This window comes from Vulcaniibacterium thermophilum (assembly GCF_007923255.1).
In the GTDB taxonomy this organism is placed as follows: Bacteria; Pseudomonadota; Gammaproteobacteria; order Xanthomonadales; family Xanthomonadaceae; genus Lysobacter_F; species Lysobacter_F thermophilum.
Genome location: NZ_VOHJ01000032.1, coordinates 1 through 16205 on the forward strand (window position 1 = coordinate 1; position 16205 = coordinate 16205).

Annotated in this window: 15 protein-coding genes and 2 pseudogenes; 3 read left to right on the forward strand and 14 right to left on the reverse strand. The window is 69.2% G+C overall.

Translation table 11 applies throughout. From position 1 onward, the window contains the following. Positions 1–267: 267 nt before the first annotated feature. From FQY64_RS11810 to FQY64_RS11835, 6 genes are read right to left on the reverse strand one after another with little or no spacing between them, the layout of a single operon-like run. Positions 268–549, reverse strand: a complete 282-nt coding sequence (locus tag FQY64_RS11810; protein WP_019398952.1) for a hypothetical protein — start codon at positions 547–549, stop codon at positions 268–270. 19 nt (positions 550–568) lie between these two features. Further along, on the reverse strand, positions 569–3742 hold the full coding sequence (locus FQY64_RS11815) for an efflux RND transporter permease subunit (RefSeq protein WP_146474485.1): 3174 nt from the start codon (positions 3740–3742) through the stop codon (positions 569–571). An 8-nt stretch (positions 3743–3750) separates the two neighbouring features. After that, a complete protein-coding gene (locus FQY64_RS11820) occupies positions 3751–4704 on the reverse strand; it encodes an efflux RND transporter periplasmic adaptor subunit (protein ID WP_125109442.1) in 954 nt (317 codons plus the stop codon). Further along, on the reverse strand, positions 4701–5978 hold the full coding sequence (locus tag FQY64_RS11825) for a TolC family protein (RefSeq protein WP_125109443.1): 1278 nt from the start codon (positions 5976–5978) through the stop codon (positions 4701–4703). The genes FQY64_RS11820 and FQY64_RS11825 overlap by 4 nt, the downstream gene beginning before the upstream one ends. A 53-nt stretch (positions 5979–6031) precedes the next feature. Further along, positions 6032–6388, reverse strand: coding sequence for a hypothetical protein (locus tag FQY64_RS11830; protein ID WP_019398956.1), 357 nt, complete (start codon positions 6386–6388; stop codon positions 6032–6034). After that, positions 6385–7002, reverse strand: coding sequence for a cation efflux transmembrane domain-containing protein (locus FQY64_RS11835; RefSeq protein WP_146474487.1), 618 nt, complete (start codon positions 7000–7002; stop codon positions 6385–6387). The genes FQY64_RS11830 and FQY64_RS11835 overlap by 4 nt, the downstream gene beginning before the upstream one ends. A gap of 89 nt (positions 7003–7091) precedes the next feature. Between FQY64_RS11835 and FQY64_RS11840 the strand changes: the two genes are divergently transcribed. Together FQY64_RS11840 and FQY64_RS15095 are read left to right on the forward strand one after the other, a co-directional pair. Next, on the forward strand, positions 7092–7523 hold the full coding sequence (locus FQY64_RS11840) for a MerR family transcriptional regulator (protein ID WP_146474489.1): 432 nt from the start codon (positions 7092–7094) through the stop codon (positions 7521–7523). Then, positions 7520–8038: pseudogene (locus FQY64_RS15095) on the forward strand (Tn3 family resolvase); the annotation flags it as partial. The gene FQY64_RS11840 and the pseudogene FQY64_RS15095, both read left to right, overlap by 4 nt. Here FQY64_RS15095 and FQY64_RS11850 read toward each other — a convergent pair. The 8 genes and pseudogenes from FQY64_RS11850 to FQY64_RS11885 form a co-directional block, all read right to left on the reverse strand. Next, positions 8027–8451, reverse strand: a pseudogene (locus FQY64_RS11850) (transposase); the annotation flags it as partial. The pseudogenes FQY64_RS15095 and FQY64_RS11850 sit on opposite strands and share 12 nt — an antisense overlap. 268 nt (positions 8452–8719) lie before the next feature. Further along, positions 8720–9076: a four-helix bundle copper-binding protein gene (locus FQY64_RS11855; protein ID WP_146474491.1), complete on the reverse strand. Its 357-nt coding sequence runs from the start codon at positions 9074–9076 to the stop codon at positions 8720–8722. 111 nt (positions 9077–9187) lie between these two features. Then, positions 9188–9679, reverse strand: a complete 492-nt coding sequence (locus FQY64_RS11860) for a YybH family protein (RefSeq protein WP_146474493.1) — start codon at positions 9677–9679, stop codon at positions 9188–9190. Between the two features lie 18 nt (positions 9680–9697). Next, on the reverse strand, positions 9698–10624 hold the full coding sequence (locus tag FQY64_RS11865; RefSeq protein ID WP_229814925.1) for a c-type cytochrome: 927 nt from the start codon (positions 10622–10624) through the stop codon (positions 9698–9700). Between the two features lie 14 nt (positions 10625–10638). After that, a complete protein-coding gene (locus tag FQY64_RS11870) occupies positions 10639–11685 on the reverse strand; it encodes a copper resistance protein B (protein WP_146474495.1) in 1047 nt (348 codons plus the stop codon). Continuing rightward, a complete protein-coding gene (locus FQY64_RS11875; protein ID WP_146474497.1) occupies positions 11682–13490 on the reverse strand; it encodes a copper resistance system multicopper oxidase in 1809 nt (602 codons plus the stop codon). The genes FQY64_RS11870 and FQY64_RS11875 overlap by 4 nt, the downstream gene beginning before the upstream one ends. Positions 13491–13580: 90 nt before the next feature. Further along, positions 13581–13991 carry a CopL family metal-binding regulatory protein gene (locus FQY64_RS11880; protein ID WP_186760966.1) on the reverse strand — a complete coding sequence of 137 codons (411 nt, stop codon included), beginning with the start codon at positions 13989–13991 and terminating at the stop codon, positions 13581–13583. A gap of 49 nt (positions 13992–14040) precedes the next feature. Beyond that, entirely contained in the window at positions 14041–14700 is a 660-nt protein-coding gene (locus FQY64_RS11885; protein ID WP_222431787.1) for a phosphoribosyltransferase, read from the reverse strand. Between the two features lie 137 nt (positions 14701–14837). Here FQY64_RS11885 and FQY64_RS11890 point away from each other — a divergent pair, with 137 nt between their 5' ends. Then, the gene (locus tag FQY64_RS11890) at positions 14838–16115 is read left to right on the forward strand and encodes an erythromycin esterase family protein (protein ID WP_229814926.1); all 1278 of its coding nucleotides are present in this window, start codon (positions 14838–14840) and stop codon (positions 16113–16115) included. Positions 16116–16205 lie beyond the last annotated feature (90 nt).

A 16205-nucleotide genomic window follows, 5' to 3' on the forward strand; every position in this document is an offset into this window, starting at 1 on the left:
GGCCTCCGCCTCACGCAGGAAGCCGATGATCTGCTCTTCGGTAAAACGCTTCTTCACGTCCAATCTCCTTGTCGTTGGGGATTGGACTCCAGATCGCCGTGCTACTCAAAGGCGGGGGGACGTCGCCGGTTCAATCACCGGCACGAGAACCTGCAACCCTTGCTGTACAAGCTTCTCAAGCAGATCTCGATCCAGGAACTACGTCCAATTCTGGTCCGGAAAGGTTAGGAATTACCATGACGATTCACCTCCGATGGTCGGCTGGGCCTACATCTTTTCGATCAGCCCTCGCGAGATATCGAGCGTGTGAGGAATCGGCCCTGGGTCCTGGAACTGCAAGTCCACCTCGTCGATACCGAACCGCTCGCGCAGGACGGTGGCGATCGTGTCGCGGACGTTCGTCTGGTCCACATCGGGGACCGCCACCGTAAGGGTGGCGGCCAGGCCGATGCCGGTCGCAGATTGATACAGGCGCGGTGAGTCCACCGCCTTCACGCCGGAGTGGGCGAACATCGCCATGCGCACGGCTTCGATATCGACTTCGTGCATCTGCTTTCTCTCGCGGGCGTCAGACCTGCGCCTGCACCGTGCGATCCCGGTGCGCCCAGCGATACAGGACTGGCAGCACCAGCAGCGTCAATGCGGTCGAGGATAGGATGCCGCCGATGACCACCGTCGCCAGTGGGCGTTGGACCTCCGAACCGGCGCCGACGTTGAAGGCCATCGGCAGGAAACCCAGCGAAGCCACCAGCGCGGTCATCAGCACTGGCCGCAACCGGCCCAGCGCGCCGTCGCGGACCGCGTTCTCGAGTGGATCGCCTTGCTCGCGCAGGCGACGGATGAAGGCGATCATGACCAGGCCATTGAGCACCGCCACGCCGGACAAGGCGATGAAGCCGACGCCGGCGGAAATCGACAACGGAATCCCGCGCAAGGCCAGTGCAATGACGCCGCCGGTCAGCGCCAGTGGCACGCCGCTGAACACGATCGCCGCGTCCTTGGCCGAGCCGAAGGCCATGAAGAGCAGCGCAAAGATGATTGCCAGCGTTACCGGCACCACCACCGCCAGGCGCTGGCTCGCGGAGATCAACTGCTCGAACGTGCCGCCGTAGTCGATCCAGTAGCCCTCGGGCAGCTTCACATCCCGACCGATGCGTGTGCGTAGTTCCGCGACGAAACCGCCCAGGTCGCGTTCGCGCACGTTGGCGGTGATCACCACCCGGCGCTTGCCGTTCTCGCGGTTGATCTGGTTCGGTCCTCGCTGCACCTGCACCTTCGCCACTTCACGCAAGGGCACGGTGCGCGGACCGCCGCTGCGCCAGGCGGCTTCGCGGCTGGATTCGTCGGCGTTCGCGCTCTCGGGCAGCGGGATCGGCAAGTCCGCCAACACCGCCGGATCCTGGCGCAGCGACTCTGGCAAACGCACGACCAGCGCGAAGCGGCGATCGCCCTCGAACAGCTGGCCAGCGACCTCGCCGCCAATGGCCGTGGCAACGGTGTCCTGCACGTCGCCCGGGTTGAGGCCGTAGCGCGCCAGTGCGACGGGGTCCGGCGTCACGGCGAGCAGCGGCAATCCCGTGACCTGTTCGGCTTTCACGTCCTCGGCACCGGGCACTTGACGCATCACGCGCTCGACCCGCGCGGCCAATCGCGCCAGCTGACCGAGATCGTCGCCGTAGACCTTTACCGCCACGTCCGAGCGCACGCCGGAGATGAGCTCGTTGGTGCGCATCTGGATCGGCTGGGTGAACTCGTAGTTGCTGCCCGGGATCTCGCGGGCCGCGGCTTCCAATTCCTCGATCAGTTCCGCCTTGGGCTTGCGCGGATCCGGCCACTGGTCGCGCGGCTTGAGCATCAGGAAGGTGTCGGCCATCGACGGCGGCATCGGATCGGTGGCCACCTCGGCGGTGCCGATCTTGGAGAACACGTTGGCCACTTCCGGGAACTGGGCCAGGCGCTTCTCCAGCGTCTCCTGCATCGCCACCGACTGCTCCAGGCTGGTGCCCGGGATGCGCATCGCCTGCACGGTGATGTCGCCTTCGTCCAGGCTCGGCACGAACTCCGAGCCGAGACGCGTGGCCAATAGCCCGCAGGCGACCACCAGCACCGCGGCGCCGGTCAGCACCGCAACGCGGTGCCTTAACGCCCAGTCCAGCAATGGCGTGTAGCGGGCCCTCGACCGGCGCATCAGCCAGTTGTCGTGCTCCGCCACCCGGCCGCGCAGGAAGGTCGCAATCGCCGCCGGCACGAAGGTCAGCGACAGCATCATCGCGCCGGTCAACGCCAGCACCACGGTGATCGCCATCGGATGGAACATTTTTCCTTCCACGCCCGAGAGCGCGAAGATCGGCAGGTACACCGCAGCGATGATGCCCAGGCCGAACAGGCTGGGCCGGATCACTTCGGCAGTCGCCGAGGCGGTCAGGTCGAAACGCTCCTCGTCGCTGAGCTCGCGGCCGAGTGCGTGCTGCGCTTCACCGAAGCGGCGCAGGCAGTTCTCGATGATGATCACGGCGCCATCGACGATCAGGCCGAAATCGAGCGCGCCCAGGCTCATCAGGTTGCCCGACACGCCGCCGCGCACCATGCCGATGATGGTGAACAGCATCGCCAGCGGAATCACCGCGGCGGTGATCAGCGACGCGCGTACATTCCCCAATAGCAGGAACAACACCAGGATTACCAGCAACGCGCCCTCGATCAGGTTCTTGGCGACGGTGCCGATGGTGCGGTCGACCAGCGCGGTCCGGTCATAGACCGCCTTGGCACGTACGCCTGCCGGCAGGCTGGCATTGGCGGCCTCCAGCTTCTCGGCCGCGGCACGGGACACCTCGCGGCTGTTGGCGCCGAACAGCATGAAGGCGGTGCCGACCACGACCTCGTGACCGTTCTGCGTAGCTGCGCCGGTGCGCAGTTCCTTGCCTTCGCCGACCGTGGCGACATCGCGCACCCGAATCGGCACGCCTTCGCGCCGGTCCAGCACGATATTGCGGATCGCTTCCAGGTCCGCCAGTTGCCCAGGCACGCGCACCAGAAATTGCTGGCCGTTGCGCTCGATGTAGCCCGCGCCGATGTTCTGGTTGTTGCGAGCGATCGCCTGCACTACGTCATGCAGGGTGAACCCCAACGCGACCAGTTGAGCCGGATCGGGCGTGATGTGGATCTGCCGCTCGAAGCCGCCGATGGTATTGACCTCGGTGACGCCGGGCGTGTTGCGCAGCTGCGGGCGGATCACCCAGTCCTGCAGGGTGCGCAGGTCGGTGGCCGTATACGGGGTTCCGTCCGGCTTGCGGGCATTCGGCTCAGCCTCCACGGTGTACATGAAGATCTCGCCAAGCCCCGTGGAGATCGGCCCCATCTCCGGGTCCAGGCCTTCGGGCAGTTGCGAGGCGATCTGCTGCAGCCGCTCGGCGACCTGTTGCCGGGCGAAGTACAGGTCCGTGCCGTCCGCAAAGACCACGGTGACCTGCGAGAGTCCGTAACGCGACAGCGAACGGGTGTAATCCAGCTTGGGCAGGCCGGCCATTGCCGTTTCGATCGGGAACGTGACGCGTTGTTCGGCTTCCAGCGGCGAGTAGCCCGGCGCCTGGGTATTGATCTGGACCTGTACGTTGGTGATGTCGGGCGTGGCATCGATCGGCAGATGCCGATAGCTCCATACGCCCAGCGCGATCAGCGCGACGGTGAGCACCAGCATCAGCCAGCGATGGCGGATGGAGAAGCGAATGAGGCGTTCGAGCATGGCGGGCCTCAGTGGTCTTCTTCAACGGTGGACTTTTCGATGTCCGCCTTGACCAGGAAGCTTTGCGCCACGACCACGCGCTCACCCGCCTTGAGCCCATCCAGTACTTCCACGCGCTCCGCATCACGGCGGCCCAGCTTCACTGGCCGGACGCGGTAGGTGTCGCCCTGCTGCACGTAGACCACGTCCTGGTCCTCGGCGGTCTGCAAGGCGGTGACGGGCACAACCAGCGTCGCCGGCGCTTGGTCCACGGTGACGCGGGCCTTTACCGCCGAGCCCGGACGCCACAGGCCATCGAGGTTGCGAATCGTTGCGCGCGCCACGGTGCTCTGGCTGGCGGTCGCAGTGCCCGGCAGCACGCGTTCGAGCGTCGTTTCGGCAGTAAGTCCGTCGCTCAAGCGCGTGACCCGCACCGGCACGCCAGCCGTGATGTGCTGAGCATCCGCACCGAAGATGTGCAGGTCCACCCATAGTTCCGACAGGTCCGCGATCTCGTACAGCGCCGCGCTTTCGCTGGCCACCGTGCCGATCGATGCATTACGAGCGAGCACGACGCCGGAGATTGGCGCGGGGACCGTGTAAGTCGTGAGGCTAAGGTTGCTTTCGATGGTGGCCAACGGCTGCCCCGCACGCACGCGATCACCCACGTTGGCACGCAGTGAACGGATCGGACCGGGAAAGCGCGCCATGACCTTGGCGACGCGGCCTTCGACCGGTGTGAGCAGGCCCTGGACTTCGTGCTCGTCGGCGATGATGCCGGCTGCCGCCGGTGCGACACGAATGCCGGCGTCCTGGGCGACTTTCGCCGCGATGGTGGTGCGGTCGGGCGCCTCCTCGTGGCCTTCCTCTGCGGCGTGTGCTTCGCCTTCTTCGTGATCGGTTTCGTTGAACGGCTTCGCGCCGCCGCATGCGCTCAACAGAACGGCCAGCGTCAGTGCGCTGATCCAGTGTGTCCACTTCATGGGGTACCTCCCTGCGTCGCCTGTGCCGGTGCTGCCACGAACGGCGCACCGGTCAGGCGCTGGATTTCGATAAGGGCGCGCTGGGCTTCCAGCGCGGCGTCGAGTTGCTGTTTGCGGGCTGCGGTGCGTTCCGACTGCAGCTGCGCCCATTCCAGGTAGCTGATGGCGCCGGCGCGGTAGGCGCGTTCCGCCGCAGCTTCTGCTTTGGCGAGCTTGGGCAGCACGTCGGTGCGCAGCCGGTCCACCTCCAGCCGCGCCGTCAAGTAACGCCCGTGCGCTTCGGCTAACGTCGAATACAGGGACAGCCCCTTGGATTCGCGTTCGATTTCCAAGGCAGTCAGGTCGGCCTCCGCCGCGCGGATCTCCGGCTGCGCCCGGCGGCTCGCACCCAACGGCATCGAGATACTGCCAATCAGCGCCATGTCGTCGGTCGCCTGCAAGCGGCGCACGCCCACTTCCCAGTCGAGGTCAGCCTTGGCGTCGGCACGCGCGAGCTGCAGGCGCGCCTCGCGGATCCGGCGCTCGCCGACGAACTGGGCCAGTTCCGGTGTCTGCTCCAGGGTGGAGGTGAGCTGGGCGAACGAAGCCACTTGGGGCAACGCTGTTGGATCGGCGGCTACAACGTCAAATGTCGGTGCTCGCTCGCCCCATAACGCCGCCAGGTGCTGCCGGGCCGCGGCGAAGCGTTGTTCGGCTCGTGCGCGGTCCAATTCCGCACGCGCCAAGGCCGCCTGCGCGGTGAGCACGACCGATTCGGGCGACGCGCCGGCCTGCAGGCGATGCCGCGCCCCGGCGACGGTGCGCTGCCGTTGCGCGATATCAAGCTCGGCGATGTCCCGTTGCCGCTGCGCCGCCACCATTGCCAGATAGCGACGTGCCACTTCGGCCAGCAGATCGAGCCGCCGTGCCTCACGCTCGACCGCGAGCGCATCGATGCGGCTTTGTGCCAGCGTACGGCGGGCGTCGAGCTTGCCGCCGCGTTCCAGGACCGAAGCCAGGCTCAGGGTGAGCTCGGCGCCGTCCAGGCCGCTGGCCTCGCCGGTGCCGAAGGCGTTCTCGACGCTCGCGCCGGCGACCCACGCCGGCCGTAGGGCCGCCCGCTCCAGGTCGGCGGACAGGATGTCCTGCCGCGCTCCGAAGAGGCGCAGATCGGGATGGGTCTGGGCGACGCGTGCAAACGCCTCGTCCAGGGAAAGTCGATCAGCCGCGTGCGCCGGCCATGCGATGGCGGACACAGCGACCAGCGCGGCCAACGCCGCAAGTCGCACAGACATGGAAACACTCCAATCGGAAAGGGCCAGAGACCCGGCACAACGCCGGCGAGTCGTCAGGCTGCGATCGGAGGTCGGAAAGGTGCGAGCCATCGCCCGCTGGGCACACGGCGCGACGCCGTCAGACTCGTGGGTTCGATGTGGCTGATTTGGGAGAAGACCACGGGCGCAGCGGCCGTCGGCACCGCGTGGCCGCAGCAATGGGCGAAGTGATGCACCACGTGCAAGGCGCCGGCCGTGTCGTCTTCACCGGCGGTCAGGGTTTCCTCGCTGCCATGCGTGCCGGCCACGTCATGGGTCAGTTCGTGCAATTCACTGACCGAGCCCAGGATGGGTTGCACCACCAAGCCCAGCGCCAGGATCGCCAGCATCAGCCAGCGATGGGGGGCGAACCGGGCGCGGTGCAAGGTCATGCGGCGAGCGGCTTCGATGCGGCGCGGGCCCGGTGGGCATCGCCGAGAATCTCGATGGCTTCCTTGATCACGTACAAGCCAATCAAGGTGCCGATGACGTAGTCCGGGTACGGAGTGGCCAGCCAGAGGACCAATACGCCGGCCAGGATGACGCCGATGTTGGCCACGACATCCGCACGGGTGAACAACCACGTGGCGCGCAGGTGGACTTCACCGGCCTTCAGCGGAGCGAGCAGACGCAACACGGTGACGTTGACCACCAGCGACAGCAGGGCCGTGCCGATCATCCAGCCGCTGAGCGGCTCGGCACCATAGACGACGCGCCGGCCTACCTCCACCAGAACGCCGATACCGAGCACGAGCAGCACGCTGCCACTGAGCCAGGCCGCGTTCGCCTTGAATCGGGCGGTGCGCCCAATGGCCACCAGGCCGATCGCGTAGGCGGTGGCGTCGGACAGCATGTCCAGGGCGTCGGCCAGCAGGCCAGTCGACTGGGCGATCCAGCCGGCAAGGCCGCCGATCACCGCCATGACGGCATTGAGCACCAGGGCGATCTTCAGCACACGCCGTTCCTGCGCGTTCTTTGCCTCGTGGTGACAGCCGCAATCGCTCATCGGGTCCTCGTCGAACAGATGCCATCCGGCCAGGGTGGCAGCGGAATGCGGCGAAGGATAAAGTCTGTAGCAGCTACGGAGTCAAGCATGTGAAGATCAGCGAAGCGGCAGCCGCCAGTGGCTGCCACCTGGAGACCATCCGCTACTACGAACGTGTCGGGCTGATGCCGCGACCGACGCGAACCGGAAGCGGCTACCGCGCCTACGCGCCGGCCGATGTCGAGCGGCTGCGGTTCATCAGCCGCGGGCGCGAACTGGGTTTCAGCCTGGAGGAGATCCGCAGCCTGCTGCGCCTGAACGACAATCCGAAGCTGTCGTGCGGCGACGTCGATGCACTGGCGCGTGCACATCTGGCCGACATCCACCAGCGGATCGAGGCGCTGACCCGCATGGCCGGCGAGTTGGAGCGGGTGATCGCCCAGTGTGCCGGCGGCGAGCGCGGAACCTGCACCATTCTGGGGGCGCTGCGGCGCACAGATAACAATCCGACTCCGTGTGCGGATCCGGAGTGTCGTCCATGACTCTGGAACGGTACCTGGAGGCCGCCGAACGCAAAAACACGCAGCGCAGCTACGCCTCGGCGCTGCGCCACTTCGAGGTCGAATGGGGCGGGCATCTGCCAGCCACGCCGGACAGCGTGGCCCGCTACCTGGCCGACCACGCGGGTCAGCTCTCCACCAACACGCTGCGGCACCGCCTTGCGGCCTTGGCGGGCTGGCATCGCGAACACGGCTTCGTGGATCCGACGCGGGCGCCGCTGGTGCGCAAGGTACTCAAGGGTATCCAGACGCTGCATCCGTCGGTGGAGAAGCAGGCCGAACCGCTGCAGCTGACCCGGCTGGCGCAGGTGGATGACTGGTTAGCGGGCGCGATCGCGGCGGCGCGAGGTCGCGGTGCCCGCGCGGACGAACTGCGCCATCAGCGCGACCGGGCCTTGCTGTTGCTTGGCGTTTGGCGCGGCTTCCGCGGCGACGAATTGATCCGTGTGCAGGTCGAGCACCTGCGCCTGGTCACCGGTGAGGGGATGACCTGTTTCCAGGATCCGCGCCCGCAGTTCGACATTGCGGTCCGGACGCGGCGCATAGCGGTAGGCGCTGGCGCTCATGCGCACCATCGCCAGCGATCGTCGCTCGCTCAGTCCCTTGCCCACCAGATGCCGCACCAGCTCGCGCCTGGCCGGTGCGGTCACCACTTTTTTCGCAGGGCGTCCTTGATCACGTCGTTCTCGAACACCTGCTCGGCCAGCAGCTTCTTCAGCCGGGTGTTCTCCGCCTCCAGCTCCTTGAGCCGCTTGGCCTCCGGCACGCTCATGCCGCCGAACTTGCTGCGCCACAGGTAGTACGAGGCTTCGCTGAAGCCGTGCCGGCGGCACAGGTCCTTGACCGGCAGGCCGGCCTCCGCCTCACGCAGGAAGCCGATGATCTGCTCTTCGGTAAAACGCTTCTTCACGTCCAATCTCCTTGTCGTTGGGGATTGGACTCCAGATCGCCGTGCTACTCAAAGGCGGGGGGACGTCGCCGTCCCGGCGCACCCCGCCAGCAGCAGCGCGCACATCAGCGAGGCGGCCCGAGGGATCGCTTGCATCGCACGTCCTCCGTTGGTGGCGCTCGGCGCGGCGCACCGCCCTGACCGTGCGCGCCGGCATCGAACGCCTCGTCGGAGCGCCCGGTTCGAGAGCATGCCGGCGGACCCGGCGCGGGGCCGCCGGCACGCGCCGTCACATCGCGGCCATCCGGTGACAGCTCTGCGCGCAGTGGCGGCAGGCCTCGGCGCAGCGCCGCATCGCCTCGTCGTCGCCGAAGGCCGCGCACGAATCGGCGCAGCGGCGGCAGATCTCCGCGCACGCTCCACAGGTGATGCCGTGCACCTCGCTTCCCCGCAGCATCGTGTGCGCGCTCACCGTGCAGATCTCCGCGCAGGTGGCCAGCAGCGCGATGTGCTCGGGTGCGGCGTGTCTGCCGCCCTTGGACAGGCAATGGCTGAGGGTCTCGGTGCAGACCGCGGCGCATTCCATGCAGTGCTGAATGCACTCGTTCATCTCGGCGCTGCGGTGTTCGGCGGTATGGTGCGTCATGGGCTGGTTTCTCCCTTTCGGCTTGTCGGCGGACGTGAACCGGTGCGTCCGCAACACCGTCCCCTTGGCACCTCCCCGATGGTGCGCCGGCCGTGCCTTCGCAGCGTGAACTCAGCGCTTCGGACGCGACGACCAATGGATGTGGACGATCCGCCAGCCGTCGGCGCCGCGCTCCAGCACCATCGTCTCCGTGCTCAGCAGGGTCTTGGCTTCACCGCCCTGCCCGCTCTGGATGCGGCTTTCGCTGGCGACCCAGGCCAGATCGCCGCGCACCGCGCCGCCGCGCTTGACGTCGGAGACGGTGGCGCCGCCCAGGAATGCGGCGTCGGAGATGGCGTGATGGCCGAGGTACTCCTCGCGGCTGCGTTCGGCGCCGCCGCTTTCGAGGATGACCACCTTCTCGTCGAGCAGGGTCCGCACGGTGTCGAAATCGCCGGCCTTGAGCGCGGCGGAGAAGCGTTCGACCACTGCGATCGGCTCCTTCAGCGCGGCATCGGTGGCCGTCGCAGCGGCGGGCGCGTGATGCGCGTGCTTCTGCTCGGCGGATGCCGGCAACGCGATCAGTGCGAGCGCGAGGGCGGCGGCCAGGGAAACGGTCTTCATGTGCGTGTTCCTTCGTGGTCAGTGGTCATGGTGCGAATCGGACGTCGCGGGCGCGTGGTGCTCGTGCGGCGCGCTGCCGGGCGGATCGACGTGCGGCCGGCTCGGCGCGTCGTCATGCGGCGGCGTGCCGGGCCGGTGCGGATGCGACGCGGGTGTCGTCGCTTTCGGCGTGTCGTCGTGCGGCGGCGTGCCGGGCGCGTGCGGATGCGACGTGGGTGCCTTCGCCTTCGGCGTGTCGTCGTGCGGCGGCGTGCCGGGCGGGTGGGCGTGGCCGCTACTGGGCTGCGGGGCGCCCTCGCCGGCTGTGCCGGCCTGCGGGTGCGGATGCGCGTCGGCCTCGTCCATTTCGCCGTGCCCATGCCCCCCGGTTTCGCCGCCGCCGTGCGAGTGGCCGCCGCTGCGGGCGACGAGGTCGCGGTAGCCGGCCTCGTCCAGCTTCGGCAACTGCTGCAGGAAGGCGACCATATTCCAGATGTACTCGTCACCCATGCTGCGGCCCCAGGCCGGCATGCCGGACGCCTTGATGCCGTGCTTGATGACCCAGAACGCCTCGGCCGGAACGACCGGGGTGCGGGTGAGGTCCGGCGGCGCCGGATACAGCCCGCGGCTCAGCTCGGTGGGCCCCATGCCGGGCGCGAGGTGGCAGCCGGTGCACATCGCGTCGTAGTTGCCGGCGCCCTGGGTGATGCGCGCGGGGCTGTCCAGATCGGCAGGCACCTTCAGCTTGGCGGCGCGCGCGCGGACGGATGCCGTGCGGACCTGTTCGAGCACGGCGAACGTCAGCGGCGTGTGCGGATCGTCGGCGGCGACGTTGTAGACGCCGGCCCGCACGATCAGCACCAGCAGCAGTGCCAGCGCGGCCAGCGCCGCGATGCCGAACAGCAACCCGCGTCGTCCGGGCTTCGCGCGGCCGACCGGCGCCATGGTGCGGTTGGATCGTTTCATCGTGTTCTCCCCATTCAGAACCACAGACGGATGCCGGCGACCACGCGGGTGTCGCGCGTGTGCTCGCCCGCCGCGCGGCGGAAGTCGGCGGTGTCGCCGAACGCGCGCTCCCATTCGATGCCGACGTACGGCGCGAACCGGCGCGTGATCTCGTAGCGCAGGCGTGCGCCGGCCTCGATCGAGCTCAGGCCCGAGCCGATGCCGCGCGCGCGGTCGTCGCGCCCGTGCAGGTTCGCTTCCGCCTGCCATTGCAGGATCAGGCGGTTGGTCAGCAGCGTGTCGTACTCGGCCTCGAGCGTGACGGCGGTATCGCCGGAGCGGCCGATGTAGGCGGTGGCTTCGACTTCGAACTTGTACGGCGCCAGCCCCTGCACGCCGATCGCGGCATAGGTGCGCGATGGCCCTTCGCCGAAGTCGTGGCGAATGCCGGCGACCACGTCCCACCATGCGTCCACCGCATGGCCGTACAGCAGTTCGACGCTGGCCGATTCCAGCTCGCCCTCGTTGCGTTCGCCCTCGGTGCGGACCCAGGCGCGGTCGATGTCGCCGCCGATCCAGCCCAGCCCTTCCCACGCCACACCGCCGCCTTCGGCCGAAGAGCGTTCGAGGCGGTCGAGCAGCCAGAAGCTGTGCACCGCGCTGTCGTGCGCGGCATGGCTGCGCACCTCCGGGAACGCGGCGGCGCGATCGGCGTCGGTCACCGGCGGAATGGGCTCGCGCGGTGGAGCGTCGGGTGGCAGGTCCGCGGGTGCGGGCATGCCGGCGTGGCCCATCTGCGAGTGGTCCATCTGCGAGTGGTCCATCTGCGAGTGGTCCATCTGCGAGTGGTCCATCTGCGAGTGATTCATCCCGGAGTGGGCCGCCTGCTCCGACGGCGCTTCCGGCGAGCCGCCGTGTGCGTGATGGTCGCGGTGCGGCTGCTCCTGCGCAGGGTCAGTCGGCGCCGCCTTCGGCGGTGATGCCGGTGCAGCCGGCGCATGGCCGGCATGCTGGGCATGGGCAGGCAGCGCTGCCGCGACGGCGAGCGCGGCGACGAGCAGCGTGGGTCGCAGCATGTTCATTCGCGCACCTCCACCGAGCGCATCATCCCGGCCTCCATGTGGAACAGCAGATGGCAGTGGTAGGCCCAGCGGCCGAGCGCGTCGGCGCGCACGCGGTAGCTGCGGCGCGTGCCCGGCGGCATGTCGATGGTGTGCTTGCGCACCATGAAGCGGCCCTCCTCGTCTTCCAGGTCGCTCCACACCCCGTGCAGGTGGATCGGGTGCGACATCATGGTGTCGTTCACCAGCACGATGCGCATGCGCTCGCCGTAGTTCAGGCGGATGGGCTGCGCGCTGGAGAACTTCACGCCGTTCATCGACCACGCGAAGCGTTCCATGTGGCCGGTGAGGTGGATCTCGATCTCGCGCGAAGGTGCGCGGCCGTCCGGGTCGTCGAACGCGCTGCGCAGGTCGGCGTAGGTCAGCACGCGGCGACCGTTGTCGCGCAGGCCGACGCCCGGATCGGACAGGCGCGGCTGCGCCGTCATCGCCTGCATGTCCACCAGCGGATTACCCGCCTCGCTGGCCGGATGCGTCTGCATCCCCTGCCCTTGCCCGCCGTGCGCGGCGTGGCCGGCATGCGGATCGGGCTGCGCGGCGGCGCCGTGCGCGGCGTGATCCATCGCGGCGTGGCCGCCGCCGTGGTCCATCCCGCCGTGGCCCATGTCGGCCATGGTCAGGATCGGGCGCGGGTCGACCGCGGGCACCGGCGCGCGCAGGCCTTCGCGCACGGCCAGCGTGCCGCTGACGTAGCCGGTGCGCCCGGCGTCCTGCGCGAAGATGGTGAACGCATCCTGCCCGGCCGGCTCGACGATCACGTCGAAGGTCTCGGCCACGGCGATGCGGAACTCGTCCACCGTCACCGGATGCACGTACTGGCCGTCGGCGGCGACCACGGTCATCTTCAGCCCCGGAATGCGCACGTCGAAGTAGGTCATGCCGGAGGCGTTGATGAAGCGCAGCCGCACCTTCTCGCCGTGGCGGAACAGCCCGGTCCAGTTGCCCAGCGACGTCGTGCCGTTCATCAGGTAGGTGTAGGTGTGGGCGTTGACGTCCGACAGGTCGGTCGGCGTCATGCGCATGCGGCCCCACATGCCGCGGTCGGCCAAAGTCGCGCGCAGGCCCTGCGTGCGCACGTCGTCGAGGAAGTCGCCGACGGTGCGCTTGTAGTAGTTGTCGTAGTCGGAGCGCTTCTTCAGGCGCTCGAACAACTGCGCCGGGTCGAGGTCGGTCCAGTCGCTCAGCAGCACCACGTAGTCGCGCTGGTAGGCGAACGGTTCCGGCTCGATCGGATCGACGATCAGCGCGCCGTACAGCCCGGCCTGTTCCTGGAAACCGGAATGGCTGTGGTACCAGTAGGTGCCGCCCTGGCGGACGTCGAAGCGGTAGTGGTAGGTCTCGCCGCGGTGGATGCCGCTGAAGCTCAGGCCCGGCACGCCGTCCATGTTGGCCGGCAGCAGGATGCCGTGCCAGTGGATCGAGGTTTCGTGGCCGTGCACCGAGCCGGGCGGCAGCACGTTGCGCACGCGCAGGTTGACCGTGGTGCCTTCGCGCCAGCGCAGGATCGGCGCCGGCAGCGAGCCGTTGACGGTCACCGCCGGGCGAACCCGGCCGGTGAAGTTGACCAGCGACTCGCCGATGTCCAGATCGAATTCGGTGCCGCTGAGCGTGGTCCAGTTGCCGACCGCGCGGGCGTTGGCCCAGGCCGGTCGCGGCACGCCACCGAACGCGGCGACAGCCCCGCCCAGCGCAAGACCCTGTACGAAACGCCGACGCGAACGCATCGGCAACGCGCCAGCGCGGGCGCGCACATCATCGGATTGCATCGAGAACTCCGGAAGGAATGACGGCCGTCCGTGGCGACGGACGAATACAGGGGGCACGAATGCCCGGCCGCCCGCGCGGGCGGCACCGTCTCAGGCGATGGGAGGTCGGATCTCGTCCGGTAGCACCGGCGGGCGGTGCGCCTCCGGGGCGAAGCCGCCGGGGGCCGGGCGCGGCTGTTCGGGTGCCGTCGCCGCCGCGGCCGTCAGCGCCACCGGCGCGTGCTGCGCGCACGGACACGCGCAGGCGCTACCGTCGTCGCAGCAGGCGTCGCCGCCGGGTCCGCCGGCCATTCCATCGTGCGCGGTCGCGGACGGATGCCGGTGGCGCGCGGCGGAATCGTCCGCCGCATCCGCCTGCTCATGACAGCCGGCCATCGCATGCGGCTGCGCCGACGCGGCGACGCCATCGTGCGCGTGCGCCGCCGACATGCGCGCGGAGGCGAACGCGACGCCCACGCCGTTGGCGATCAGCGTCACGCAGAGCAGAAGTCGCAGGAGCACGGGCAGCAGGCGCACCCGCGTACTGTACCACGTCCGCGCCAACGCCGGCTCAACCGGCCTGGCGCGCGCCCGGCCACCGCCCCGCCAGCACGATGGCGACGGATTCCTCGCCGACGTCCGGGAAGCGGCCGTAGTACAGGCTCACGGCATGGAACGGCGCGGGGGTGGCGAGGCACACCACTTCGTCGGCCACGAGCTGAACATCCTCCAGGCTGCTCTCGGCCGCGACCGGCACCGCGCACACCAGCCACTGCGGTTGCTGCGCCCGCACCGAGCGCAGCGCGGCGATCATGGTCGCGCCGGTGGCGAGGCCATCGTCGAGCACGATCACGATGCGCCCGCCCAGCGCCAGCCCCGGCCCGCCACCACGGTAGCGCTGGCGGCGCTCGCGGATCAGCGCGAGCTGGCGCTCGGCCTCGCGCCGGACGTAGGCGTCGTCGACGCCGAGCGCCTTCGCCACCGCGTTGAGCTCGACGGTGCCGGCCTCGTCGACCGCGCCGATCGCCAGCTCGGAGTGGCCGGGCGCACCGAGCTTGCGCACCAGCACCACGTCGAGCTCGCCGTCCAGCGCGTCGGCGACGATCCGACCCATCGGCACCGCGCCGCGCGGAATCGCCAGCACCACCGGATGCCGGCCGCGGTAGCGGTCGAGGCGCGCGGCGAGGCGCTGCGCGGCATCCTCGCGATCGCGAAAAGGCAGCTCGGTCATGGCGGCGCTCCGGTGCCCGTGGTGACGCCATGCTCATTGCCGTGCGGCGAAGATGGCGTCGCTGTCTGCGCATGATCCACATCGGCGGTGACGAATGAGCGTGCGGCATTCCCTGACGCCGGCCGTGCTGCGCGGGCTTGCGCGCGCGCTGGACGAGCGGCCGGGCGACTACGACGCCCTGCTGGAGATGGCGCGCGACCGCGCGTTCGTGCTGCTGGGCGAAGCCACCCACGGCACGCACGAGTTCTACGTCATGCGCGGCGAGATCACCCGCCGCCATCGCCGAAGCCGGCTTCGACGCGGTCGCGCTGGAAGCCGACTGGCCCGACACCCTGCGCCTCAACCGCTACGCTCGCGGCGCCGGCGACGACACGCTCGACGAGGCGTTCGGCGACTTCGACCGCTTCCCGACCTGGATGTGGCGCAACCGCGCGATGTGCGACTTCGTGCAGTGGCTGCGCGAGCACAACCGGCGGACGCAGGGCGACGTGGGCCTGTACGGCCTGGACCTCTACAGCCTGTACCGCTCGGCCGATGCCGTGGTGGGCTACCTGGAGCGGACGGCGCCGGAGCACGCCGCCACCGCGCGCCGCCTGCTGTCCTGCCTGGACCACGTGCGCGACCCGCAGGATTACGGCTACGAAGCGGCGGCCGGCCTGCGGCAGTCGTGCAATGCGGCGATACGGCGGCTGATCGACGATCTGGCGCGGCGGGCGGACAGCCTCGCCCGCACGGACGCCGCCGCGCTCGACGCGCACTTCGAGGCCGAACGCAATGCGCACGTGGTGCTGCGCGCCGAGGCGTACTACCGCGCCATGTTCGACGATCGCGTCCACACCTGGAACCTGCGCGACGCGCACATGGTCGACACCGCGCTTGCCCTGCGCCGCCACCTGCGGATGCGCGGCCGCGAAGGACGCATCGTGATCTGGGCCCACAACTCGCATCTGGGCGACGCGCGCGCCACCGAGATGGGCGAGCACGGCGAATGGAACATCGGCCAACTGCTGCGCGAGCAGATCGGCGCCGGGCGCACGCTGCTGGTGGGATTCACCACCTACACCGGCCACGTCACCGCCGCGCGCGAGTGGGACCAGCCTCCCGAGCGCCGCTGGGTACGGCCGGCGCGGCGCGACAGCTACGAGCACGCCTTCCACGCCAGCGGGCTGGATCGCTTCTTCCTGCCGCTGTCGCAGGAGCGCGGCCGGACGCTGGGCGGGCCGCTGCTCGAGCGCGCGATCGGCGTGGTGTACCGCCCGGAGAGCGAACGCGCGAGCCACTATTTCGACGCGCGTCTGGGCGAGCAGTTCGACGCCGTGTTCCATCTCGACGAGACCACCGCGGTCGAGCCGCTCGACATCCACGAGCGCTGGGTGCGGCACGAGACCCCGGAGACCTATCCGTTCGGCGTCTAGCGCGAGCGGAGCCGCTTCGCGACCGGTCCGATCGGCCCCGCCCGCTCGCCTCGCGCGGCGCGTTTCCCGATCGGATCAACGCGCGCGGCG